The following is a 22,874-nucleotide window of genomic DNA, read 5'->3' on the forward strand; positions in this document are numbered from 1 at the left end:
CGGAAAATGCTCCGCCAATCCGGCTCCCCAAAGAGCCGGATTGGTAACTTCACATGACTGCGAATGCCTGGGCAGCGCCGGAGCGCTTAGCCCTTGTTCTTGTTGTAGACGTCGAAGAAGACGGCGGCGAGAAGCACCAGTCCCTTGACCATCTGCTGGAAGTCGATGCCGAGACCGACGATCGACATGCCGTTGTTCATGACGCCCATGATGAACGCGCCAATGACAGCGCCGGTGATTTTACCAACGCCGCCGGACGCCGAAGCACCGCCGATAAAGCAGGCCGCGATGACGTCAAGCTCGAAGCCGACGCCCGCCTTCGGGGTCGCCGAGTTCAGGCGAGCCGCGACGATCATGCCGGCAAGACCAGCCAGGACACCCATGTTGACGAAGGTGTAGAAGCTCAGCCGCTCGGTGTTGATACCGGAAAGCTTGGTGGCTTTTTCGTTGCCGCCCATGGCGTAGATGCGGCGGCCAATCGTCGTGCGACGTGTCACGAAGGTGTAGGCCGCGATCAGCACAAGCATGACGACGAGAACGTTCGGCAGGCCCTTGTATGTCGACAGCTGGAAGCCGAGGAACAGGATCGCCAGCGCGATGACCACGTTCTGGCCGATGAAGAAACCAAACGGCTCAACATCGATGCCGTGGCTCTCGTTCACCTTGCGGCGACGCCAGGCAAGAAAGAACAGCACGGCCGGGATGATGATGGTCAGGACCAGCGAGGTTGAATGCAGCGGGATGCCACCAATATCGATCATATCACCCGGCAGGAAGCCCGTCGAAATGACCTGGAAGTCCTTCGGGAACGGCCCGATGTTCTTACCGCCGAGCACGAAGAGCGTCAGACCGCGGAAGACGAGCATGCCAGCGAGCGTGACGATGAAGGCCGGAATGCGATGATAGGCGATCCAATAGCCCTGCGCAGCACCGATTGCACCGCCGAGGACCAGGCAGAGGATGCCCGCCACCACGAAATTCATCTGCATATTGACGGTCAAAATAGCCGCGACCGCACCGACGAAGGCGACGATCGAGCCGACCGACAGGTCGATATGCCCCGCCACGATGACGAGCAGCATGCCGAGCGCCATGATGACGATGAACGAGTTCTGCAGAACGAGGTTCGTCAGGTTGACGGGCTTGAACAGGATACCGCCCGTATAGAACTGGAAGAACACCATGATCGCGACGAGCGCAATGAGCATGCCGTATTCACGAATGTTGCTGCGGATGTAGTCCGCAACGGAAACGACGTTGCTTTCCTCGGTGGCTGAAGGGTTGACCGGAGTCATTGTTTCTTCTCCCCTGAGCGCATGATAGCGCGCATGATGGTTTCTTGGCTCGCCTCTCCCTTTGGCAGTTCCGCAACGATACGTCCTTCATTCATGACGTAGATGCGGTCGCACGTGCCAAGCAATTCCGGCATTTCCGATGAGATCATCAGAACGCCTTTGCCGTCGGCGGCGAGCTGGTTGATGATAGTATAGATTTCGTATTTTGCACCGACATCGATACCGCGCGTCGGTTCGTCCAGGATCAGAACGTCGGGATCGGAGAACAGCCACTTCGACAGCACGACCTTTTGCTGGTTGCCGCCCGAAAGATTGACCGCTTCCTGGAAGATGCTGGAGCTGCGGATGCGCAGCTTCGAGCGATAATCCGACGCGACCTTCGATTCCTTGATCGTGTCGATGACCGTGGCGCTCGACACGCCAGCCAGGTTGGCGAGCGTCGTGTTGTGCACGATGTTCTCGCCAAGTACGAGGCCGAGATGCTTGCGGTCCTCGGTCACATAGGCGAGACCGGCATCGATTGCCTTGCGAACGGTACTGACATCGACCGGCTTGCCATGCATGAAAACGTCGCCATGGATCTTGTGGCCGTAGGACTTACCGAACAGGCTCATAGCGAACTCGGTGCGACCGGCGCCCATAAGGCCCGCGATGCCGACCACCTCGCCCTTGCGGACGGTGACCTGGATGTCATGCAGGACCTGACGGTCACGGTGATGCTGGTGATAGGCGTTCCAGTTCTTCACCTCGAGGATCGTCTCGCCGATCGGAACGGAGCGCGGCGGGTAACGATCGGCGAGCTCGCGGCCCACCATGTTCTTGATGATGATGTCTTCGCTGATCTCTTCGGTCTGACAGTCGAGCGTCTTGACCGTCATTCCGTCGCGCAGAACGGTGATCTGGTCGGCGACCTTGCGCACCTCGTTCAGCTTGTGCGTGATGATGATCGATGTCAGGCCCTGGTTGCGGAACTCGATCAGAAGCTCCAACAGCGCGTCGGAATCCTTCTCGTTGAGCGAAGCCGTGGGCTCGTCGAGGATCAGCAGCTTCACGCTCTTCGACAGCGCCTTGGCGATTTCGACAAGCTGCTGCTTGCCGACGCCGATATCGGTGACAAGCGTTTCCGGCGACTCCTTGAGGCCAACCTTGCTCAGCAGCTCTTTCGTGCGCTTGAAGGCTTCCTGCCACTTGATGATGCCGTTCTGCGCAACTTCGTTGCCGAGGAAGATGTTTTCGGCGATCGACAGGAGCGGCACCAGGGCCAGTTCCTGATGGATGATGACGATGCCGATTTCTTCGGAATCCTTGAGCGCCTTGAAATGACGGACGTCACCTTCGTAGACAATGTCGCCGTCGTAGGTTCCGGCCGGGTATACGCCGGAGAGAACTTTCATCAGGGTCGACTTTCCGGCCCCGTTTTCACCCACCAATGCGTGGATCTCACCCTGGCGAACCTTGAGGTTCACATTCTCAAGCGCCTTCACGCCTGGGAACGTCTTGGTGATGTTCCGCATTTCGAGGATTGTATTGTCCATGGTCATAATCCAGCGCCAGCAGCCACAAGGGACGCGGCGATCATAAAATTGAAGACCGGAACCCGCAAGCAGCGGGTTCCGGCCAACGTGGTACAATTATTACTTCAGCTGGTCAGCCTTGTAGTAACCGCCTTCGACGAGGACCTTCTCGTAGTTGGTCTTGTCAACTGCAACCGGGGTCAGCAGGTAGGACGGAACAACCTTCACACCGTTGTCGTAGGTCTTGGTGTCGTTGACTTCCGGCTCCTTGCCTTCCATCAGAGCGTTGACCATGCCGACGGTAACCTTTGCGAGGTCACGGGTGTCCTTGAAGATCGTGGAGTGCTGCTCGCCAGCGATGATCGACTTGACCGACGGAACTTCAGCATCCTGGCCGGAAACGACCGGGAGCGGCTGGTCCGGGGTGCCATAACCAACGCCCTTCAGCGACGAGATGATGCCGATAGACAGACCGTCGTAAGGCGACAGAACTGCATTGACCTTCGCGTCGGTGTAGTTAGCCGAGAGCAGGTTGTCCATACGAGCCTGGGCCGTTGCCGCGTCCCAACGCAGCGTACCAACCTTGTCCATGCCGGTCTGGCCGGACTTCACGACGAGCTTGCCGCTGTCGATGTAGGGCTGCAGGACAGACATTGCGCCGTCATAGAAGAAGAAGGCGTTGTTGTCGTCAGGCGAACCACCGAAGAGCTCGATGTTGAACGGACCCTTGCCATCCTTGAGGCCGAGGGCATCAACGATGGAAGTTGCCTGCAGAACGCCGACCTTGAAGTTGTCGAACGTCGCGTAGTAGTCGACGTTAGCCGAGTCACGGATCAGACGGTCATAAGCGATGACCTTGATGCCTGCGTCGTGAGCCTTCTGGAGAACGTCGGAAAGCGTCGTGCCGTCGATAGCGGCGATGACGAGAACCTTAACGCCCTTCGTGACCATGTTCTCAATTTGAGACAGCTGGTTCGGAATGTCGTCGTCAGCGTACTGCAGGTCGGTGCTGTAGCCAGCTTCCTGGAGCTGCTTGACGATGTTGTTACCGTCATCGATCCAGCGAGCGGACGACTTTGTGGGCATTGCGATGCCGACAGTCCCCTTGTCGGCTGCCATAGCCGGCATTACGAACGAAGCGACGCCAAAGGCCGCCGCTGCCATCAACGAGATAATGGATTTCATATCTCTCTCTCCCTTAGTTAATAAACGCACGGACGAAAAATCGCCCGCTCCGAAACTGTGGCAGGTTCCGTCTTGGATAATACTTCAGATGGTGAGAAACGAAGTAGGTCTCCTCCACGCTCTCACACGTGTTGAGTGCCAACCAGCACACGGCGGCAAACTGGTATGGATTCCTATAACTGTCAAATAGAATAACTGGCAAAGTGCATAACAATTTTGGTATATCGTTAAAAAGTATTACTTTTGATGGAACGCGGTTGGGAGGCCGCAACCATGGCGTTCATTTCAGACCCACAGACCGATGCCCATGTGGATATTCAAACGGATATCTTCGGTGACGACGCCCTTTTGAGATCGGGGCTTAAACTGAATCACCTGCGAATGATCGTCGCAATCGAAGATAGCGGGCAAATTTCAGCCGCTGCCGAGGTGCTCAACATTTCGCAGCCGGCGGCATCGCGAATCCTGTCGGAAATGGAGTCGATCGTTAAGATGCCGCTCTACGAACGCGTGGCCCGCGGCGTTGTACTGACGACCTTCGGACAGGCGCTTGCTCGGCGGGCGCGCAAGATCATGCTGGAATTGCGCGAGGCTGGCCGCGAGATTGCAGAACTGAAGACGGGAAAGGGTGGCGCCGTCTTCATCGGCGCGGTTACCGCGCCGGCCATGAGCCTTGTGGTGCCGGCGATCAAGCGGGTTAGAACTGCCCTGCCAGGCATAGAGGTGACCATACAGGTAGAGACGAGCAATGTGCTCGCACGCGAATTGCTTGCCGCTCGGCACGACTTCATCATCAGCCGTATCCCGGACGATCTAAATCCGCGTTTGTTCCAGGTCCAGGAGATCGGCGTGGAAAAAGCCTGCCTGATCGTGCGGGGCGGCCATCCGCTATTGAAGAAGGGGATCGTCTCCCTCGAGGACCTCCCGCAATATGATTGGGTCTTCCAGCCGGCGGGGACGCTGCTGCGCCGGACGATCGAGGACCTGTTCCTGTCTCGAGGCGTGGCCCTGCCGGAAAATATCGTCAATACCTCGTCGTTACTGCTCACCTGCGCGACGGTTTGCCAGACCGATGCAATCGCTCCGATCGCGCTTGACGTTGCCCAGTTCCTGGCAACCCACAAGTCGAAGGCGTCCGATGTGCGGGTGTTGCCGATCGATTTCGAGATCAATGTCAGACCTTATAGCCTGATCACTGTGAGGGAGCGGGCACTCCCCCCGAGCGCGCGGCTGCTCTACGACCTGGTGCTGGACGAAAGCAAGAAGGCCGCGGCTAGCTGACAAGCCTTGCACCATTTTGCTCGCATCTAATGCCCGCCGCCAAAGGAGGGCAATCAAATGCTGTTCGGCCAATCGGTATTCCAGTCCGTGCTCGACCGCTTGAAAGCGGAGGACGAGACTGTCGAACAGGATGCGCCCGCTTCGGCCCGTGTCAGTGGTCTCAACACCGGACTTGCTTTCAACGTCATGGAAGGAGTCTCGGCATCGTCAGCTCGGCCCGACCAGGCATACTTCGAGACAATGGAGTTCGCCCCGTCGGAGACTGCAGCCGAGCCCTCGCCGCCTCCCGAACCGGAGCCAAAACCGATGATGCCGGATTATCTCGCACGCATCACGGCAGACGACATCGCTGCCGAACTGGACATTTCAGCGCTCGATACGGCGCAAAGTCTCGGCATGAAACGCCGCGCCTTTGCCAAGAAGAACCACCCTGACCGCGTCGATCCGCGGTTCCGTGAGAATGCCACGAGGCGGATGACGACAGCCAACCTGTTGATCGACCAGGCGCTGCGTCGCCTTGCCCGCTAACTAGTCCGCGTCCTTCTTGTCTTCCTCGTCATCGGACAATGGCGGCGTGGAGCTCTCCGCCGATTGCGGCTTGTAGGTCCAAAACAGCATATAGGCCGCGTAGACGCCGGCGCCGCCCGACAACACTGCCCAGAACGGATCGCCGGTGGTGATTTCGACCAGCGCCCAGCCGAAACAAACGGCCACAATCAGAATGCGGACCCAGAGCGGGCGATAGGCCGGATGTTGTGGATCAATCAGTTGCATCTCGTTCCCATAGCTAAATTGTCACACGTCTTTAAGGTGGATTTTGAAAATGTGAAAGAGCGCCGGCTTGACGTAGCGGACATAAAATGGAATGAAAATTCCACATTACATGCAATTCGGTTCATCTGTTCCGAATCCAAGGGAGGTTCTCATGACTGTCAGATTTGGTCTTCTCGGCGCCGGCCGTATCGGCAAGGTTCATGCGAAGGCGGTCAGCAGCGACGCAAACGCTGAGCTCGTCGCCGTTGCCGACGCCTTTCCGCAGGCCGCCGAAGCGATCGCGTCGGCCTACGGCTGCGAGGTCCGCACGATCGAAGCGATCGAAGCCGCCAAGGACATCGACGCCGTCGTCATCTGCACGCCGACCGACACCCACGCTGATCTGATCGAGCGCTTCGCGCGCGCCGGCAAGGCGATCTTCTGCGAAAAGCCGATCGATCTCGACGTTGCCCGCGTCAAGGCCTGCATCAAGGTCGTCGACGAGACCAAGGCCAAGCTGATGGTTGGCTTCAACCGCCGTTTCGACCCGCATTTCATGGCCGTTCGCAAGACGATCGACGACGGCCGGATCGGCGACGTCGAAATGGTGACGATCACATCGCGCGATCCAGGTGCTCCGCCGGTCGACTACATCAAGCGTTCTGGCGGCATCTTCCGCGATATGACGATCCATGACTTCGACATGGCCCGCTTCCTGCTTGGCGAAGAACCGGTCGCCGTCAGCGCGACCGCCGCTGTCCTCGTCGACAAGGCGATCGGCGAAGCCGGTGACTACGACAGCGTTTCGGTAATCCTGCAGACGAAGTCCGGCAAGCAGGCAATCATCTCCAACTCCCGTCGCGCCACCTACGGCTACGACCAGCGCATCGAAGTGCATGGTTCGAAGGGCATGGTCGCGGCGGAGAATCAGCGTCCGGTCTCGATCGAGGTCGCCAATGGCGATGGTTACACCCGCCCGCCGCTGCACGACTTCTTCATGACCCGCTATACCGAAGCCTACGCCAACGAGATCGCGAGCTTCATCGCCGCGATCGAGAAGGGCACGAAGATTGCGCCTTCCGGCGCCGATGGCCTGGCGGCTCTGGCACTGGCCGATGCTGCCGTTCAGTCCGTCAAGGAAGGCAAGCTCATCAAGATTGGCTGACGGCCCTCTCCCGACCGAAAGCCACCTGTGAAATGGCCGGGTCCCTGCCCGGCCATTTCTCGTTTCGTCGGCACGCCCGGCGGAACGTACGGCGAAAATCCGGTTCACCAGCGCAAAGCGCTTGGAATGCCGCGATTGACGCTCAATCGGGAAGTCTGTTGAATTTCCGAAGGCTCTTGTCGACGAGGGACTCAGGCAGGAATCGGCGGAGGAAGCGGACCTGTCCCGCTGCTTTTCCGGCAGTATAGCGTCTCTTGGGCAACGCCGCATTGGCAGCCCGGACGATGGTTTCGGCCACCACCTCGGGTGCATCGCCCTTCGCGACGATCTCGCGCATCAGCGTCTCAGCGCTAGCGCGCACCGCATCGTAGACTGCTAGCGGTCGGTCAGGTCGCGTGATGTTCTCTTCGAAGGCGGTGCGGGTGACGCCCGGTTCGACGAGCACGACGCGGATGCCGTGCGTCCGCACTTCGTGGTCGAGAGATTCCGAATAGCCTTCGATGGCGTGCTTGGTCGACGCGTAGAGCGCGTTGTAGGGAGCCGGGATCAGCCCGAGTATCGAGCTGAGATTGATGATCCGGCCCCGGCGCTGCCGCCTCATCACCGGCAGGACCGCATTCGTCATTCGGATGGTGCCGAAGACGTTGACGTCGAATACGGCTTTCGCCTGCGTCGTCGTCGATTCCTCTGCCCCGCCGAGCAAGCCGATCCCGGCATTGTTGACGAGCAGGTCGATCCGCCCTTCCCGGCTTAAAACCTCGTCGACGACGCTCTCCACGGATTGATCGTCGATGACGTCGCAGATCAGCATCGTGATCCCATCCGGGGTATCGGGCATCGGCCTTCGGCTGGTGCCGAAGACGCGATAGCCATCGCGCTGCAGCGCTTGCGCCGTCACAAGCCCGATGCCGGAGGAGGCACCCGTTACCAGAGCAATGCAGCGTTCTTTTTTACTCATCGGTTTCCGCTTTCATTTTGTCATGGAACATCGATGAGCAATCAGTTACTATCATTTTGATAGCAAGTCACTACTAAAAAGATACTGACATGAAGAATCTTTCGAACCAACCCTGCCTGATCGCCCGAAGCTTGGCGATTGTGGGGGACGCGTGGAGCATGCTGATCGTGCGCGACGCCCATGCGGGGCTGACCCGCTTCGATGATTTTCGCAAGAGCCTCGGGATCGCGCCGACGATGCTGACGGGACGCCTTTCAGCGCTGACCGAGGAGGGACTGTTGGAGAAACGTCGCTATTCCGATCGTCCCCCGCGGTACGAATACGTGCTGACGGAAGCTGGCCGCGACTTCTTGCCGGTTCTGTTTGCGATCGGCGCTTGGGGACGCAAGCACCGCGGCGGCGGCGAGGTGAACCGCTTCTTCGACAAAGAGACCGGAACGGAGATTGATCCCGTCACTGTCGACCGCGCCACCGGCGCTCCGGTCGGAACACGTCCTATTCGTATCGTCGTGCCCGATGGACCGCCCCAGGATAGATGAAACGGAGCCGTGTCAGAGTTCTTGGGTCGACGGTCTAGTCCGATCCCTGAATGCCGGATAGAACCAGTTCCTGATCGATCAATGACAATGCCCTGTCCAGGTGCCCCCCGAAGACGAGGATCGGCTCGTCAGGCACAACGCGGATCTCCGGCATCCCTTCCATCCGCACGACATGCGCCTGGGCAAGCCCTTCCTCGATCCCCTGTCGCAACAGATCATAATAGCGTGTCCCCGGACCCGTAATGGCGATCGGCATGCGCTCCGTCAGGCTGAGGAGACGCGAAAGTCCGTTTCCGAGTGCGATACCGGCCTGCCTGAACGCAAAGGCAGACATGCGATGCCCCTGGCGAGCTTGCGCAGCGATCTTGTCGAGTTCCGCGACCGGCACGAACTTGGCCGGGATCGTATCGAGCGGCACCTCGAAGGCCATGCGCAGAATCGCGTAGAAACCCGCATAGGCCTCGATGCACCCCTTGCTGCCGCAGCGACAAAGGCCACCGTTTGCCATGTGCAGCATATGTCCGAAATTCGGGGCCGATATCTCTCGCTCGCCCTGCCCCGTGCGCCGGACAATGCCAAGCCCGATGCTATGTCCGAGCGATAACGCCGCAAGCGACCGGAAATCGGCCGGCCTCGTATTCGCCTCGTGCGCGCCGAGTGCGGCTGCGACAAGCTGCGTCTCATTGCCCAGAATGATCCTGGCCTGCCAGTCCGGTCGCAGGGCCGATTCGAAGTCGATCTGGTTGCTGCCGAAAATCGGTGACCACACCAGCACAGGGTCCGTGGGATGCACCAGTCCTTTGCTGCTGATGGATATCAGCAGCACCTTTTCCTGGGGTAGCTTCGAGCGCGAAAGAATGCGGGTGAGCCCCTCCCTTATGGAGGCAACAAACCGCTCGGCACCGGCGGGATCATGCGATCTTTCCTCGCTGAACCGATCAATCAGCTTGCCGGCGTAATCGACCAGCGAATATTGCACGCCATCCGACGAAATAATCACGACGACGAGGTAGCCACAGTCGCGCCGTTGCCGAAAGAGAACGCGCGGACGCCCTCTTCCGCTCGTTGCCTGGTGCTCGGATTTCTCAATGATCTGCGCTTTCTCTAGGTCGGCGGTGATCGCTGAAATCGTCGCCGAGGAAAGCTTAGTAAAGTCGGCAATTTCCGTATGCGCGAGCGCACCATGTCTTCGAAGCGCGGCGAGCACGAGAACGCTATTTCGCTGCCGGACCAATTCCGTGCTCGACTTGGTCAGCATATATGCCGGCCCTCTCCCCCTCGTATTCCGCCCTCGCTCACACAGCATCTCCAGCAGTTTTCCGCAACGGAAACGAAGCTGATAGTGCGGTGTTGACAGTTGAAAAAATCTCTGACACTAAATTTCTCGACTGTCGAGAAAATAATTCGAACTTCTCGCCAGCGAACCGCGGCGGCCGGAGGAACCACTGGCTGGGGCTGGCCGCATCTCACTCGGGAGGATATTGTGAAGTCTATTTTGAAGCTGATGGCCGGGGCGGCCATCCTCGTGTCGGTGCACACTGCAGCCATGGCTGCCGATCTCGTCGTTGGCGTTTCCTGGTCGAACTTCCAGGAAGAGCGTTGGAAGACGGACGAAGCAGCCATCAAGAAGGCACTGGAAGCCAAGGGCGCCAAGTACATTTCGGCTGACGCCCAGTCGTCTGCCGCAAAGCAGCTGACAGACGTTGAATCGCTGATTTCGCAGGGCGCGAATGCACTCATCATCCTCGCTCAGGACTCAGATGCGATCGGCCCGGCCATCGAAAAGGCCGCTGCTGAAGGTATCCCGGTCGTCGGCTACGACCGCCTGATCGAAAATCCGGCCGCTTTCTACATCACCTTCGACAACAAGGAAGTCGGCCGTCTCCAGGCTGAAGGCGTGTTCAAGGTCAAGCCGGAAGGCAACTACGTCTTCATCAAGGGCTCTTCGTCCGACCCGAACGCGGACTTCCTGTTCTCGGGCCAGATGGAAGTGCTGAAGGCCGCAGTCGATGCCGGCAAGATCAAGAACGTCGGCGAAGCCTACACGGATGGCTGGCTGCCGGAAAATGCGCAGCGCAACATGGAGCAGTTCCTGACCGCGAACAACAACAAGGTTGATGCCGTTGTTGCTTCGAACGACGGCACCGCCGGTGGCGCCATCGCAGCCCTCGACGCCCAGGGCCTCGCCGGCTCCGTTCCGGTTTCCGGTCAGGACGCCGACAAGGCCGCTCTGAACCGCGTCGCGCTTGGCACGCAGACGGTCTCCGTCTGGAAGGACTCGCGCGAACTCGGCAAGCGCGCCGCCGAAGTCGCACTCGACCTCGCTGCCGGCAAGAAGATGAGCGAAATTGAAGGTGTTCAGACCTTCAAGGGTGGCGCCAAGGGCGTTCCGATGGAGTCGGTCTTCCTGAAGCCGCTTCCGATCACCAAGGATAACCTGAACGTCGTCGTCGACGCCGGCTGGATCTCCAAGGCTGAAGCTTGCCAGGGCGTCAAGGCCGGCAGCGTCAAGGCTTGCGACTAATCGACGTCCGCAAGGCATAGATTGCCGGCGCCGCAACGGCTGAAACCGTTGCGGCGCCGGATGCGGATTTAAGCCGTCGCTCGATGGTCTATCCGCCTCACCCAACCATCGCGGCCTTGATTCCCTGCCGGTTTCATGTCGCGGGACAGAGCGACCGAAATTCGGAAGCACGGCGATGGTCAGTACAAGAACGGGGCGACGCCGCGGCATCGATGTGATGCGAAGCGGATCAAACGTCCAAACAATGGGGGAACGGCAAACCCATGGCCGAAATGGTAAAATCCACAACTTCAGGCGGACCGAGCATGGCTGAGGGTAACCTCGTCAGCCGCTTCTTCCGTGCGACCGAAATCGACACGCGCCTTCTCGGTATGATCGGCGCGCTGCTCATCATCTGGATCGGTTTTCACATCATCACCGGCGGCCTCTTTCTGACGCCAAGAAATCTCTGGAACCTTTCGGTCCAGACGACCGATATTGCGATCATGACGACCGGCATGGTTCTCATTATCGTGACCCGCAATATCGACCTCTCCGTCGGCTCCGTGCTTGGCCTCTGCGCCATGATCATGGGCGTGACACAGGCGAAAATCCTGCCCGAATTTATCGGCTTCGACAGCCCGTTCACCTGGATCATCACGCTGATCGTCGGCCTCGTCGCCGGCGCCCTAATCGGCACCTTCCAGGGCCTCATCATTGCCTTCCTGAACGTTCCCTCCTTCATCGTGACGCTCGGCGGCCTGCTCGTCTGGCGTGGCGCCACCTGGCTCGTCACCAGCGGCCAGACCGTTGCCCCAATGGACCAGACCTTCCGCATCATGGGCGGCGGTGCCGAAGGTTCGATCGGAGCCACCTGGAGCTGGATCGTCGGCGTGCTCGCTTGTCTTTTCGTCATCGGCAGCATCCTGAACTCGCGCCGCCAGCGCAAACGCTTCGGCTTCCCGCGGCGCCCGATCTGGGCCGAGTACTTCCTGTCGGCACTGTCCTGCGTCTTGATCCTCGGCGCTGTTTGGATCGCCAACAGCTACTACTGGCCGATCAACATCGCCAAGAAATACGCAGAGACAAACAATATTCCTTGGCCCGAAACCGGCCTGGATATCCCCTATGGCATTGCCGTGCCGGTTCTGATCGCCATTGTGGTCGGCATCATCATGACTTTCATCGCCACCCGCCTGCGCTTCGGTCGCTACGTCTTCGCGATCGGCGGAAACCCTGAGGCGGCAGAACTTGCCGGTATCAAGACCCGCTGGGTCACCGTCCGCATCTTTGCGCTGATGGGCATGCTCGCCGCGGTCGCTGCCGCCATCTCGACGGCGCGCCTCAACGCAGCCACCAACGCTCAAGGCACCCTCGACGAGCTTTACACCATCGCGGCAGCCGTCATCGGCGGCACGTCGCTCGCCGGCGGTACCGGCACGATCGCCGGCGCCATGCTCGGCGCGCTGGTCATGCAATCGCTCCAGTCGGGCATGGTGCTTGCCCATGTCGACACTCCGCTGCAGAGCGTTGTCGTTGGTGCGGTGCTCGTTGTCGCCGTCTGGCTCGACACTGTCTATCGTTCGCGTGCCAAGTAAGAGGAGTCCCAGATATGACTGATCAACTTACTCCCCAGAACGCTCCTCTCGTCGAACTGAAGAACATCTCGATCTCCTTCGGCGGTATTCACGCCGTGGACAATGCCTCGGTCGATCTCTACCCCGGCGAAGTCGTCGCTCTTCTCGGCCACAACGGTGCCGGCAAGTCGACGCTCATCAAGATCCTCTCCGGCGCCTACAAACGCGACAGCGGCGAGATCCTGATCAACGGCGAGCCGGCCGACATCCGCAATCCGCGCGATGCGAAGAAGTACGGCATCGAGACGATCTACCAGACGCTCGCCGTCGCCGATAACGTCGACGCCGCCGCTAACCTCTATCTCGGCCGCGAGCTGCGCACCCCCTGGGGCACGCTGGACGACGTCGCCATGGAAGCCTCGGCGCGCGAGGTGATGGGACGTCTCAACCCCAACTTCCGCCGTTTCAAGGAGCCGGTAAAAGCGCTTTCCGGCGGGCAGCGGCAGTCGGTGGCAATCGCCCGCGCGATCCTCTTCAACGCCCGCATCCTGATCATGGACGAGCCGACGGCCGCTCTCGGTCCGCAGGAAACGGCACAGGTCGGCGAGCTGATCAAGCAGCTGAAGAAGGAAGGCATCGGCATCTTCCTCATCAGCCACGACATCCACGACGTCTTCGACCTCGCCGACCGCGTCTCGGTGATGAAGAACGGCCAAGTCGTCGGCCACGCCCGCACTGAGGACGTTACCAAGGACGAAGTGCTCGGCATGATCATCCTCGGCAAGGTGCCGCCCAAGGCCATCCCCGGCCCCGGCGCCATGCAGGTCTGAGCCGCAGATGTGAGACATAAGAGTCCGCCGCTCGCAAGAACGGCGGACTTTTCATTTTGTAGATTGAAGCCAGCGAGAAGCTAGGCTAAGAACCACCCATCGGACAGGCGATTCAACCCGCCTCAGGCATGCACCCGTAGCTCAGCTGGATAGAGTGTTGGATTCCGATTCCAAAGGTCACAGGTTCGAATCCTGTCGGGTGCGCCATTTCCAGAGTGAGATCGCCACATAAATGCGGACTAGACACCACTAAACGCGGACTGTGAACACATAAACACGGATTGGCGCTCGAGTTCCGAGTCCATCGAGATTGGACGGCTTCCGATTGCACTGAGCGTCGTTGGGGTGCCCTGAGCGTCCAGGTAGGCTGGCCCACCGGTCAGCGCCACGGATGCTAGCTTATGGTCTACCTGCGCGCTGCTTGTTCTCTGATCTGGCGGAGCGCGTCGTTGAATCCTTTCGGCGTCCCGCTGGAACCTGCCAGCCTTCCCACCCTGACTTGATCGATACGTCTACCAATGACGACCTTTGGCACAGCATCCGCGAACGCACGTTGCAATTCCAACGAACGAGGCACATAGGCGTGCGGTGTCACAGTGACTGCAGTGATGACTCCGTCCTTCAGCGTCACCCGGACAGTGATGTGAGAGGGCTGCCCGCCATATTCGCCTGTCGCCGTATAATCGCCGTCGGCGTACCGCGGGGGACGCGCGCCTTGTGCCTCGGCCTGCCCTGAGAGCGTCACGGAGAGCGCCGCAGCCATCAGGATATTGCTGGCATATTTTCGCATGGTGGATCCTTTCTCATGTGAATAGTTCGCCTTCGAAGTCTTTAGAAGCCTCGACGCGCCCGTCTGCGAACATGCGGACGTATGAGAAGTCGAAGGCGGTCGCCAGACGCGAGGCGGACCCGAAGAAAAGTGCGGTTGCAAGACCGTCTGCGGTCGCCGCATCGTCGGCGATGGCCCAGGTTGCGATTACATCCATGGTCGGTTCACCCGTACGACCATCGAGAACGTGATGGAGATTGCCGCCCCACTGTCTCCGGTTGGCTGCGGAAGCGCAGAGAGATCTGTTCAGCAACTTCGCGATGCCGATCACCATTGTCGGATCGAGAGGGTGTTCCAAACCGACTTCGAGGGCAGACCTTCCGAGGTGGCGCATATCCCCACTGCCATCAACGATGAAGTCCCGAACGCCCGCCGTCTCGAGGACGTCAGCTACAAGATCAACGAGATATCCCTTTCCGACGGCGCCGAGGTCGATCGTAAGCGGCCTTCGCGTCGACAGCTCGCTTCCTTTCCGGACCACGTCGCGCGGCCAGCTTGCGCGCGGCAGGCTGTCGTCGCGCAGCCGCGGCGACAGAAAATATTCGCGGTCGTAGCCGAGCAGTTCGAGGTCTCGGCCGATCAGTGGATCGACGGCCCCATCCGTTGCTGCGTGAAGTCGATCGTAGAGATCGAACATCGGCTCTGCTTCGGATGGGAAGGTGAACGAACCGCCGTCGACGGCTTCGGAAATCCTCGCGATGATCGAGTCCTTGCGAAACCGGGAATACGTACAGTCGAAGCGACTGACGATTCCCAGGAGCTCTTGCCGGATCCCAGCGTCGATTGGCGCAGGCGTGTCGATCTCCCAGGACGTCCCTATGGCCTCGAACCTGAAGCGCGAGAGCGCCATGCCGATACCCGTCCCTGCCTCAGTTCAAAGCTTGCGGGTGCCCAGCCACTTCACTTTTTCCGGATCGCGATGATCGAAGAAGCTGCTGGTCTTCTGGTCGAGCGCGCTGATCGAGACGACATCGTCTTGGTCGAGTTCGAAGTCGAAGGCCGAGAAGTTCTCGACCATGCGTTCTTTCCGCACGGACTTTGGAATCGCCACGATATCGCGCTGAATCAGCCACCGAAGCACGACCTGCGCAACGCTCTTGCCGTGCTTCTTGCCGATCGACTGCAAAAGCTCGTTCGTAAACAGCCCGTTCTTCCCTTCCGCGAACGGACCCCACGCTTCAGGCTGCACGCCGTATTCCTTGAGAATTTGCTGAGCGTCGTCCTGGTGATGGAATGGGTGAATCTCGATCTGGTTGACCGCGGGGACGACCTTGTTGTGGAGCACGAAGTCCACCAGACGGTCGGGATAGAAGTTGCTGACCCCGATCGCGCGGATGCGGCCCGCCTCGTACAACTCCTCCATCGCGCGCCAAGTGCCGTAGACGTCGCCGTAAGGCTGGTGAATGAGCCAGAGGTCAAGGTAGTCGAGCTGCAGCTTGTTCAGCGAACGATCGAAAGCGGCCTTGGCCCCCTCGTACGTCGCGTCCTCGATCCAGAGCTTGGTCGTGACGAACAGCTCCTTTCGATCGATACCGTGATTGCGGATCGCGATGCCGACCGCTTCTTCATTGCCGTAGGAGGTCGCGGTATCGAGCAGACGGTAGCCGACGTCGATCGCATCGCGGACGCTGCGCTCGCACTCGGCGGGATCGGGAACCTGGAATACGCCGAATCCGAGGATTGGCATATGGACCCCGTTGTTCAGTGTGACTGTGGGTACGGTGGTAGTCATCTTCATATCCTTTGTCTGGGTGGGGAGCTTGTGCTCGCTGGTCTTATTTTCCGACGCGTGCCTGAAGGTGCGCGGGGTATCTGTCTCCGACGATGTCGATCTTCGCGAGGGCGTCGGCGATTTCGGAAGCGTCGCTGGCGGTGAGCTCTACCGAGGCGGCGCCGAGGTTTTCCTCAAGGCGGTGCAGCTTGGTGGTGCCGGGGATCGGCACGATCCAATCCTTCTGGGCCAGCAGCCACGCGAGCGCTATCTGGGCAGGCGTGACGCCCTTGGCTTCGGCGATCTGCGTCAGAGCCGCCACGACAGCCTTGTTCGCCTTGAGGTTCTCCGCCTGGAAGCGCGGAACCACGCTGCGGAAGTCGCCGGGACCGAACGTCGCCGTTTCGTCGATCTTGCCCGTCAGGAAGCCCCTGCCGAGCGGGCTGAATGGCACGAAGCCGATACCGAGTTCCTCAAGCGTCGGGATAATCTCCTTCTCGGGCTCGCGCCAGAACAGCGAGTACTCGCTCTGGAGGGCGGTCACCGGCTGCACAGCATGGGCCTTGCGCATTGTCTGCGCACCAGCTTCGGACAGGCCGAAGTGCCGGACCTTGCCTTCCGCGATGAGGTCCTTGACGGTTCCGGCAACGTCCTCGATCGGGACGTTTGGATCGACTCGGTGTTGGTAGAGAAGATCGATCACATCCGTTCGCAGCCGCTTCAGCGATCCGTCGACGGACTGGCGGATGTAGGCGGGCTGGCTGTTCATGTGCTGGCCACCATCCGGGCTCGGGAGTTCGAAGCCGAACTTGGTAGCGATCACGACCTTGTCCCGGATCGGCTGGAGAGCTTCCCCGACGACGTCCTCGTTGGTGAACGGGCCATAGACCTGTGCCGTGTCGAAGAAGGTCACACCGCGGTCATGAGCCGCCCGGATGAGAGCAACGGCATCTTTCGTATCGGTCGCCGCTCCATAGCCGTGGCTAAGGCCCATGCATCCGAGACCGAGCGTCGATACCTCGAGCGATCCGATAGTTCTTTTCTTCATTTTCATTCTCCTTGATCAGGCCGCGCATTCGGTCGGCGCAGCTTCTTCCTGGGACTGAGACTGCCGCCGTGCGGCAGGAACGATGGTCAGAAGCGAGATCACCAGTGTCGCCACCAGCATGACGGTTCCTGCGTCGAACGCATGGGAAACCCGGTAGGCTGTCAGCCCGGCTCCGCTGAGACCATTCGATCCGATGGCGGCAATGGCGATGAGAACGCCGAGGCCGACCGAGCTGCCGATCTGGTGTGCGACGTTCACAGCCCCCGATGCTGCTCCGGCATCCGCATGATCGACCAGCGCGACACCGGACGATGTCAGTGGGCTGAGTGTCAGTCCCTGGCTGATGCCGATCAACACCATCGGTAACGCCACCGCCGTCCAATAGTTCGAACTGACCCCCGCCCGGCTGAGCCATGCCATGGCGGCGATGCCGATCAGCATCCCCACGACGAGAACAGTATTCCGGCCCAAGCGCCTGATGAGGCGAGGCACGATCACCGCGACCGGGACATGCAGCATCGTCGCCGGGACGAAGGCAAGACCCGCCAGCGCCGGGCGCAGACCTGCGACTTGCTGCAGATACAGCGTCGTGAAGAAGAAGAAGCCGACCATGGCGCTGATGTAGAGGACACGCGCACCATAGGCGCCCGAGCGCTCGATGTCAGCGAACAGGCGAAGCGGAAGGATCGGCTGCTTGGCACGGCACTCGATCAACACGAAGGCTCCGAGCATGATGAAGGCGGCGACCAAAGTTGCGAGCGTTGCGATGTCCCATCCCGCCTGTGCGGAACGGATGAATCCGTAGACGAAAGCGGCCATGCCCAGGGTCGAAGTCACTGCGCCAGGCAGGTCGAACGCTCCCGGCCGCTTATTCGTCTCGTGGATGTAGATGCGGGCGGCGATGACCATGGAGATCCCGATCGGCAGATTGATCAGGAACCCGACGCGCCAGGAGAGCCAGTCGGCCAGAAGTCCGCCGACCACCAGACCGACGGTCGCGGAGACTCCAGCCGCCGCGCTATAGAGCGAGACCGCCCGGACACGTTCTTCGCCTTCGTCGAAGGTGGTCTGCAGAAGTGCGAGTGTTGTCGGCGCGAGGATCGCCGATCCCAGTCCCTGGATCGCACGCCACGACAGCATCCATACCGATGACTGCGAGGCTCCGATGGCGATGGAGGCGACGGTGAAGATCGTCATGCCGACGACGAACATCCGACGGCGGCCAAGTATGTCCCCGGCCCGCGCGCCAAGCAGGAGGAAGCCGCCGAAGGTCAGCGTGTAGGCGCTCTGAACCCATGCAAGCCCGGCATCCGTGAAGCCGAGTTCGTTATGGATCTTCGGCAGGCCTGTGAGAACGACGGAGATGTCGAGCACGATCATCACGTAACTAATGAGGATGATCGCAAGGATCGCAGTCTTGTTCGATGGCGTGGTAGCTGTGTTTGCGTCAGACATTGCAGTCCCATTGACTTGCTCGCTTGACCGTCCTCCGCGGCAAGCTGCGTTGCGATGCCGGGAAGATAGCTCTTGCTCACCATATCGATTAGGGGCAGTAATCAGGATGAAGCTATAAGGATGTCTAATGAATGCCGCAGGAAAACTTCAACGATCTGGTCGCCTTCGTAGCCGTCGCGCGGGAGGAGAGTTTCACGCGGGCGGCGGTGAAGCTCGGGGTCTCCCAGTCGGCGCTTAGCCAGACCGTCCGGGGACTGGAAGAACGGCTCGGCCTGCGCCTGCTGACGCGGACGACACGCCGCGTTTCTCCGACGGCGGCGGGCGAGCGGCTTCTCCAGACGGCCGGGCCGCGCTTCGAGGAAATACAGGCGGAGCTTGCGGCCCTCACCGAGATGCGTGACAAGCCAGCGGGGACGGTCAGGATCACGGCCGGAGAGCACGCCGCGATCTCGGTCCTCGCGCCCTCGCTTGACAAGTACCTGCCTGACAATCCCGATGTCAATGTCGAGATCACCGTCGACTACGGCCTGACCGATATCGTTGCGGAGCGCTACGATGCAGGCGTCCGGCTCGGCGAGCAACTTGCCAAGGACATGATCGCGATCAAGATCGGACCAGAGATGCGCATGGCCGTGGTGGGCGCACCCTCCTACTTCCGCCAGCACCCGTGGCCGGAAGTCCCACAGGATCTCACGGCCCACAACTGCATCCAGATGCGCATGCCCACACATGGCAACATTCTGCAGTGGGAGTTCGAGAAGGATGGCCACGAACTGAATGTCCGTGTGGAGGGACAGATGGTGTTCAACAACATCGCGATGCGTCTGGACGCAGTCCGACGCGGTCTGGGCCTTGCCTACATGCCAGACGATCTGGTGGCCGATGATCTCGCCAGGGGCACTCTGATCCGCGTTCTCGAAGACTGGTGCGCACCGTTTCCCGGATATCACCTCTATTATCCGAACCGCCGCCACGCTTCCCCGGCATTCCAGCTCGTCGTCGACGCGCTCCGGTACAGAGGTTGATAGGATGAATTGATAAGGAGAGCTAATACCCTCAATCGGAAATGCCTCCCTAATCATCTGAATGGTGGTCGGGTAGTCTCCTGCCAGCTCAACGTTTCAAGGCAGGTACCGCACATGTTCGCCAGAACTCTATCAGCCATCTCGATTTCCGTACTGCTCCTTTCATCGGGCGTAGCTAATGCCCAGAGTGGTTCGAAGCAGGAGCCGCTGACGATTGAGGAGCAAGGAAGCTTCGCCGTCGGCGGCACCGTTTCGAGTACGCCCGGAACCTTCGACAACAACGCTCCCACGGCAGCAGGGCAAACCCTGCATGGCGACCACGCCTACGTGTTCTACCAAATCCCGCCGAATCCCAAGCCTCTGCCGATCGTGATGCTCCACGGTGCGTTCCAGTCCGCCCGAAGCTGGGAGACGACGCCTGACGGCCGCGAGGGCTTCCAGAACATCTTCCTTCGCCGCGGCTACCCGGTCTATCTCGTCGATCAGCCGCGCCGCGGCCGCGCAGGCAACAGCACCGTCGCGACGACGATCGAGCCGACGCCATACGATCAACTTTTCTTCGACCAGTTCCGTATCGGCAAATGGCCGGAGTATTTCCCGAACGTCCAGTTCTCCCGCGACACCGCAGCACTTGATCAGTTCTTCCGCTCGGTGACACCCAACACCGGGCCGTTCGACGCCAACGTGATCTCCGATGCCATGTCCGTGCTGTTCGACAAGACTGGTCCGGCCATCCTATTCACTCATTCGCAGGCGGGCGGCCCCGGCTGGTTGACGGCGATCAAGAATCCGAACGTCAAGGCCATCGTCGCGCTTGAGCCGGGAAGCGGCTTCATCTTTCCGGAGGGCGAGGTTCCAGCCGACATGCCGAGCGCCGCTGGAACGCTCAAGGGCGAAGCGGTGCCTGTCGCCGATTTCGAGAAGCTGACCAAGCTGCCGATCGTCATCTACTACGGTGACAATTTCCCAACCGAGCCGACGGCCGAACGCGGCCAGGACAACTGGCGTGTGCGGCTCGCGATGGCGAAGCTCTGGGTCGATGCGGTCAACAAACACGGCGGCGACGCTACGCTCATTCACTTGCCTGACATTGGCATCAAGGGCGGCACGCACTTCCTGATGTCGGACCTCAACAACGTCGAGATTGCCGACCAGATCGCAAAGTTCCTGGCGGAAAAGAAGCTCGACTGATCCATTGAGGCCCCCGTGGTTGTAGCGATGAAAGACGCTCGTCGCGTCGCTTCAGCATCACACTAGCAGGCACACAAGATTTCGAACGATCTCCCGGCGGGCACGTTAGGCTCGAAGACAATCGCCGGGCCTCCGGTGCCTATCTCGCGGTATCAACATGTCCGATCAGCACCTCGAATCGATCATCATAAGACCCGCAGTCCGAGCTGATGCCACAGTCCTCGGATCCTACGGCGCCGCGCTGATGTCGCTGCACAACAAGTTGGATCCAGCCCGGTTCATTCCCGCCGGGCCAACCACACCCGACAAATACGCTTCGTGGCTCGCGAGCCAGGTTGTCCGCGAGGACGTCGTCGTCCTCGTAGCCGAGGATCGGAATTCTATCATCGGTTATGTCTACGGTGCGCTCGAGGGCGCCGACTACATGGCTCTCCGAGGTCCTGCGGGGGTTCTTCACGACATCTTCGTCGATCCGCAGAGGCGGAGGGAAGGTGTCGGCAGACGCTTGCTAGAACAAGCCATCACAAAGCTTGCAGGAAAAGGGGCTCCGCGGATCGTCCTTTCAACCGCCTACAAGAATAAGGGCGCTCAAGCTCTATTCGACCAAATGGGTTTCAGAGCGACAATGGTCGAAATGACGAAGGATTTCGGGTGACCGAACCTTACGCCATCGGCGCCCGACCAGGCATGGCCACCCTCTAGCGAAACCACGCGAAACCTTGCCCGCTGCTACTTGCAGCCCCGCCATCTCGATCATCCGTCGGGAGGTCCGCCGATTTTTATTCCATCACAGCTTATCAAGTGATCGTGATTAATAAGGACTCCTAATAGGCTCTAGCGGCACAAGCCGTCTAATCGCACGAGATGTGAGCCGCTATCTTTTCTCCGACGATACCACCGACTTCAGGAGCCGGACATGACGGAAGTCATAGACAGCAGACGACGCGAGTTTCTGGGCGCGACCGCGCTGATCATCTCAGGTGCCATCATAGGAGTTCCAGCAATGACCACCATTGAAACTGTGGCAGCCGACCACAGGCAGAACCCATTCACACTCGTCTACGACGGTGCGATCACCAAGAACGAACCGGGCAAGGTGAATATCCACCCCGTGACCTGCAAGCTCAACAATCTCGATATCGTGGCGAACGTCTATACGCCCGCCGGCTACGATCCTGGCAAAAAATATCCGACGATCGTACTCGCCCATCCCAATGGTGGCGTGAAGGAACAGACGACCGGTCTCTATGCGCAGCGACTTGCGGAGCGGGGCTTCATCACGATAACCGCCGACGCCGCCTATCAGGGTGGAAGCGGCGGAGCGCCGCGCAACGTCGACAAGCCCCAGTACCGCATCGAGGACATTCACGGGATGGCGGATTTCATCAGCGGCTTCCCCGGCGTGGACACCTCGCGCCTCGGGCTGTTCGGAATCTGTGGTGGAGGCGGCTACTCTCTTGCTGCCGCCAAGACCGACAAGCGCTTCAAGGCGGTTGCGACGTTGAGCATGTTTAATTCTGGGCGCGTTCGTCGGAACGGCTTCCAGGATTCGCAGATGGACACGATCCAGAAGCGGCTGCAGCAGGCTTCGGCGGCCCGTGCGCAGGAAGCCGCGGGCGGCGAAGTGCTCTATGCCGGCGACGCCAACCTCACGGACGCGCAGATCGACGCGCTCCCCTTCGACCTCTATCGCCAGGGGTATCACTACTACTGGCGGACCAACGCCCACCCTGGCTCGACCTTCAAGTACACGATGAGCAGCCTGATGGACCTGATGCGCTGGGACGCAACGGAGGAGATCGGCCTCATAGATGTCCCGCTTCTGATGATCGCAGGCACCGCCGCCGACACCCTCTACATGACCGAAGACGCGTTCCTCAAGGCCACAGGCACGAAGGACAAGGAACTCTTCAAGATCGAGGGTGCGAAACACATCGAAACCTACTGGGTCCCTAAGTACGTGGATGCGGCGCTGGGCAAGCTGGCGCCGTTCTTCGACCGCACGCTGGTCTGAG

General features: G+C 60.0%; 22 protein-coding genes and 1 tRNA gene. 12 read left to right on the forward strand and 11 right to left on the reverse strand.

Annotated features, from left to right (window positions below; genetic code table 11):
- Nucleotides 1–86: 86 nt before the first annotated feature.
- The 3 genes from mmsB to chvE form a co-directional block, all read right to left on the reverse strand.
- On the reverse strand, nucleotides 87–1,295 hold the full coding sequence (gene mmsB / locus NBG89_RS11440; protein WP_431320063.1) for a multiple monosaccharide ABC transporter permease: 1,209 nt from the start codon (nucleotides 1,293–1,295) through the stop codon (nucleotides 87–89).
- Nucleotides 1,292–2,830, reverse strand: a complete 1,539-nt coding sequence (gene mmsA / locus NBG89_RS11445; RefSeq protein WP_431320064.1) for a multiple monosaccharide ABC transporter ATP-binding protein — start codon at nucleotides 2,828–2,830, stop codon at nucleotides 1,292–1,294. Before mmsA ends, mmsB begins: the two co-directional genes overlap by 4 nt.
- A 99-nt stretch (nucleotides 2,831–2,929) precedes the next feature.
- Complete coding sequence (gene chvE / locus NBG89_RS11450) at nucleotides 2,930–3,994, reverse strand: multiple monosaccharide ABC transporter substrate-binding protein (RefSeq protein WP_431320065.1); 1,065 nt, start codon at nucleotides 3,992–3,994, stop codon at nucleotides 2,930–2,932.
- 273 nt (nucleotides 3,995–4,267) lie between these two features.
- Between chvE and NBG89_RS11455 the strand changes: the two genes are divergently transcribed.
- Complete coding sequence (locus NBG89_RS11455; protein ID WP_431320066.1) at nucleotides 4,268–5,275, forward strand: LysR family transcriptional regulator; 1,008 nt, start codon at nucleotides 4,268–4,270, stop codon at nucleotides 5,273–5,275.
- A gap of 57 nt (nucleotides 5,276–5,332) precedes the next feature.
- The gene (locus NBG89_RS11460) at nucleotides 5,333–5,803 is read left to right on the forward strand and encodes a hypothetical protein (protein WP_431320067.1); all 471 of its coding nucleotides are present in this window, start codon (nucleotides 5,333–5,335) and stop codon (nucleotides 5,801–5,803) included.
- Here NBG89_RS11460 and NBG89_RS11465 read toward each other — a convergent pair whose 3' ends face one another.
- Entirely contained in the window at nucleotides 5,804–6,049 is a 246-nt protein-coding gene (locus NBG89_RS11465) for a hypothetical protein (protein ID WP_431320068.1), read from the reverse strand.
- 151 nt (nucleotides 6,050–6,200) lie between these two features.
- On the opposite strand from NBG89_RS11465, the gene iolG reads away from it, so the two are divergent.
- The gene (gene iolG, locus NBG89_RS11470) at nucleotides 6,201–7,193 is read left to right on the forward strand and encodes an inositol 2-dehydrogenase (protein ID WP_431320069.1); all 993 of its coding nucleotides are present in this window, start codon (nucleotides 6,201–6,203) and stop codon (nucleotides 7,191–7,193) included.
- Nucleotides 7,194–7,335: 142 nt separating this feature from the next.
- Here iolG and NBG89_RS11475 read toward each other — a convergent pair whose 3' ends face one another.
- Nucleotides 7,336–8,151 (reverse strand): oxidoreductase, encoded by an 816-nt coding sequence (locus NBG89_RS11475; protein WP_431320070.1) that lies wholly within the window; start codon nucleotides 8,149–8,151, stop codon nucleotides 7,336–7,338.
- 89 nt (nucleotides 8,152–8,240) lie between these two features.
- On the opposite strand from NBG89_RS11475, the gene NBG89_RS11480 reads away from it, so the two are divergent.
- Nucleotides 8,241–8,690: a winged helix-turn-helix transcriptional regulator gene (locus NBG89_RS11480; protein WP_431320071.1), complete on the forward strand. Its 450-nt coding sequence runs from the start codon at nucleotides 8,241–8,243 to the stop codon at nucleotides 8,688–8,690.
- A 34-nt stretch (nucleotides 8,691–8,724) separates the two neighbouring features.
- Here NBG89_RS11480 and NBG89_RS11485 read toward each other — a convergent pair whose 3' ends face one another.
- Nucleotides 8,725–9,948 (reverse strand): ROK family transcriptional regulator, encoded by a 1,224-nt coding sequence (locus NBG89_RS11485; RefSeq protein ID WP_431320072.1) that lies wholly within the window; start codon nucleotides 9,946–9,948, stop codon nucleotides 8,725–8,727.
- 225 nt (nucleotides 9,949–10,173) lie between these two features.
- Between NBG89_RS11485 and xylF the strand changes: the two genes are divergently transcribed.
- The 4 genes from xylF to NBG89_RS11505 all read left to right on the forward strand — a co-directional run bounded on the left by xylF (nucleotide 10,174) and on the right by NBG89_RS11505 (nucleotide 13,807).
- Nucleotides 10,174–11,214 (forward strand): D-xylose ABC transporter substrate-binding protein, encoded by a 1,041-nt coding sequence (gene xylF / locus NBG89_RS11490; protein ID WP_431320073.1) that lies wholly within the window; start codon nucleotides 10,174–10,176, stop codon nucleotides 11,212–11,214.
- 263 nt (nucleotides 11,215–11,477) lie between these two features.
- Nucleotides 11,478–12,791: a sugar ABC transporter permease gene (locus NBG89_RS11495; protein WP_431320074.1), complete on the forward strand. Its 1,314-nt coding sequence runs from the start codon at nucleotides 11,478–11,480 to the stop codon at nucleotides 12,789–12,791.
- A gap of 14 nt (nucleotides 12,792–12,805) precedes the next feature.
- Nucleotides 12,806–13,600: an ATP-binding cassette domain-containing protein gene (locus NBG89_RS11500; RefSeq protein WP_431320075.1), complete on the forward strand. Its 795-nt coding sequence runs from the start codon at nucleotides 12,806–12,808 to the stop codon at nucleotides 13,598–13,600.
- Between the two features lie 130 nt (nucleotides 13,601–13,730).
- A tRNA-Arg gene (locus NBG89_RS11505) sits at nucleotides 13,731–13,807 on the forward strand.
- Nucleotides 13,808–14,006: 199 nt separating this feature from the next.
- Here the strand turns inward: NBG89_RS11505 and NBG89_RS11510 are convergent.
- Genes NBG89_RS11510 through NBG89_RS11530 form a run of 5 tightly spaced genes read right to left on the reverse strand, consistent with a single transcriptional unit; the run spans nucleotide 14,007 to nucleotide 18,643 of the window.
- Nucleotides 14,007–14,390 carry an FMN-binding protein gene (locus tag NBG89_RS11510; RefSeq protein WP_431320076.1) on the reverse strand — a complete coding sequence of 128 codons (384 nt, stop codon included), beginning with the start codon at nucleotides 14,388–14,390 and terminating at the stop codon, nucleotides 14,007–14,009.
- A gap of 13 nt (nucleotides 14,391–14,403) precedes the next feature.
- The gene (locus NBG89_RS11515) at nucleotides 14,404–15,279 is read right to left on the reverse strand and encodes an FAD:protein FMN transferase (protein WP_431320077.1); all 876 of its coding nucleotides are present in this window, start codon (nucleotides 15,277–15,279) and stop codon (nucleotides 14,404–14,406) included.
- A gap of 24 nt (nucleotides 15,280–15,303) precedes the next feature.
- Nucleotides 15,304–16,161, reverse strand: coding sequence for an aldo/keto reductase (locus NBG89_RS11520; RefSeq protein WP_431320078.1), 858 nt, complete (start codon nucleotides 16,159–16,161; stop codon nucleotides 15,304–15,306).
- Between the two features lie 43 nt (nucleotides 16,162–16,204).
- Nucleotides 16,205–17,188, reverse strand: a complete 984-nt coding sequence (locus NBG89_RS11525) for an aldo/keto reductase (protein ID WP_431320079.1) — start codon at nucleotides 17,186–17,188, stop codon at nucleotides 16,205–16,207.
- A gap of 15 nt (nucleotides 17,189–17,203) precedes the next feature.
- On the reverse strand, nucleotides 17,204–18,643 hold the full coding sequence (locus tag NBG89_RS11530; RefSeq protein ID WP_431320080.1) for an MFS transporter: 1,440 nt from the start codon (nucleotides 18,641–18,643) through the stop codon (nucleotides 17,204–17,206).
- Nucleotides 18,644–18,774: 131 nt separating this feature from the next.
- On the opposite strand from NBG89_RS11530, the gene NBG89_RS11535 reads away from it, so the two are divergent.
- The 4 genes from NBG89_RS11535 (at nucleotide 18,775) to NBG89_RS11550 (ending at nucleotide 22,873) form a co-directional block, all read left to right on the forward strand.
- Nucleotides 18,775–19,668, forward strand: a complete 894-nt coding sequence (locus NBG89_RS11535; RefSeq protein ID WP_431320081.1) for a LysR family transcriptional regulator — start codon at nucleotides 18,775–18,777, stop codon at nucleotides 19,666–19,668.
- A 114-nt stretch (nucleotides 19,669–19,782) separates the two neighbouring features.
- Nucleotides 19,783–20,859 (forward strand): alpha/beta hydrolase, encoded by a 1,077-nt coding sequence (locus tag NBG89_RS11540; RefSeq protein WP_431320082.1) that lies wholly within the window; start codon nucleotides 19,783–19,785, stop codon nucleotides 20,857–20,859.
- A gap of 157 nt (nucleotides 20,860–21,016) precedes the next feature.
- Nucleotides 21,017–21,514 (forward strand): N-acetyltransferase family protein, encoded by a 498-nt coding sequence (locus NBG89_RS11545; protein ID WP_431320083.1) that lies wholly within the window; start codon nucleotides 21,017–21,019, stop codon nucleotides 21,512–21,514.
- Between the two features lie 348 nt (nucleotides 21,515–21,862).
- A complete protein-coding gene (locus NBG89_RS11550) occupies nucleotides 21,863–22,873 on the forward strand; it encodes an alpha/beta hydrolase (RefSeq protein ID WP_431322672.1) in 1,011 nt (336 codons plus the stop codon).
- Nucleotide 22,874: the final 1 nt, after the last annotated feature.

Origin of the sequence: Rhizobium sp. YTU87027 (genome assembly GCF_050644135.1) — a bacterium.
Classification (GTDB): Bacteria; Pseudomonadota; Alphaproteobacteria; order Rhizobiales; family Rhizobiaceae; genus Rhizobium.